Annotated in this window: 1 protein-coding gene; it reads right to left on the reverse strand. The window is 43.4% G+C overall.

What is annotated here, in order from left to right; translation table 11 throughout:
- Positions 1-593 precede the first annotated feature (593 nt).
- Positions 594-1,331: an endo alpha-1,4 polygalactosaminidase gene (locus NM10_RS12285; protein ID WP_147675890.1), complete on the reverse strand. Its 738-nt coding sequence runs from the start codon at positions 1,329-1,331 to the stop codon at positions 594-596.
- Between the last annotated feature and the right edge of the window lie 275 nt (positions 1,332-1,606).

A 1,606-nucleotide genomic window follows, 5' to 3' on the forward strand; every position in this document is an offset into this window, starting at 1 on the left:
TCAGGCACGCCGCCAGCGTTCGTCCTGAGCCAGGATCAAACTCTCCATGATATATGGAAGAGCGTTTGGCTCTTGTTTATTTGATTGGTATTACTCATTGTTTGACGTTCTATATAATAGAACCTCGCACGTTGGCGTTCATTCAGTTCATTGTTCAGTTTTCAAAGGTCATCGTTGCCATCGCTTCATCGCGACGACTTGTTTATTTTAACAAACTCAGAAGAGCTTGTCAAGGATGTTTTTGAACTTTTTTCAAAGTTCAATCACCCCGGCCTGCATGGCGCAGACCACGGCAGGATGAAACTCCTGCTGTGTCAGGGCCTTGCCCCGACAGCTTATTCAGTATACTACTGTGTAAAGAGATTGTCAAGGATTTTTTTCAAATCCTTGACGCAGGCCGCAGGTCGCCGGTCGCCGCGACATCATAGATGTCGCTGTAGGGGCCGGCCAAAGGGCGGCCCGTTGTGGGAATCCCGTGAAATGCTTTGTAGCGAAATCGCTGTTCACAGGTCGCGAATCATCGCCTGCGGCGATATATTCGTCGTTCATCGTTCGTCGTTCATCCATATGTTGGCACTCTATGTCAAAAAAAATCATTTATTAGCAAAATACTGCCAAGCATCAATAACATCGAGAAAAACACCATCAAATCCAGCTTTTATAATTTGATCTAAATACGCCTGGTTATTGCCATAAAGGATATGTTTCCACTGAGGTGACCAATAGCATACTTTAAAGCTGCCCGGCCAATCCGGGTTCGGGGCCTGAATCCAAGATGGCCTCGTCGTATTCCATTCATTTTTCCAGTAAGGCCGGTAATCAGCCGCTTCGCCTATACTCATATAGGCCAAGACTAAACGTTTTCCGCCCTGTGGCTTTGTCTTTAATAAATCCACATCATTCTTCATAAGAGGCGTATCACCATAGTATAAGTCAACAATAAGGACATCATATCTTGTTCTACTAAGCGCATTTAAATAGTCTTCTTTTTTTAAAAAGGAGCCTGGATTCAACAGAAACAAGAAGTTCTCCGCATCTTGTATCCGATTAATGTCCTTCGTATTGGAAAACGGTGCCTTTTTATCCGGTATCCTGTCCAGGTTCTGTCCGGCTAGTGCCATACTCACATACCCATCTGCCTGTCCCCTTTTTTCATCATCTTCTTGTAACGTCGCATCTTTTATATAATCTAAAGTCCATACTGCTTTACCTGCCATTTTAGGTTTAGCAAACATAGCCTTTAAATAGGTTATGTAATCTTTGGACTGTGATTTCACACTGTCCGGTCCATCATGTACATAGTATACTGATTCCGTTAAAAATCCGTCCATAGAAGTAATAAGTTTTTCAACATTATGAACGCTATTATTAGGCGTTTCTTCTAATAAACCTGTTGCCCCGTTACCAAGAATTTGAAAACGAGGGGGTGTGTCAAGAGTTTTGTGTAAATCGATTCAATAAGCAACATCGTATTGCTGCATAAGCTGAGACATCCTGTCGTCCATGAGCAGCTGGTTCCGGACCATCGCCCAGTTTGCGACGTGACGATCCCTTCCATTTTTTATAGAGCTCTTGGATGCGTAGGTAGAAAATCTTGAGACTGYGA

It is taken from the genome of Megasphaera sp. NM10 (genome assembly GCF_000417505.1).
Classification (GTDB): domain Bacteria; phylum Bacillota; class Negativicutes; order Veillonellales; family Megasphaeraceae; genus Megasphaera; species Megasphaera intestinihominis.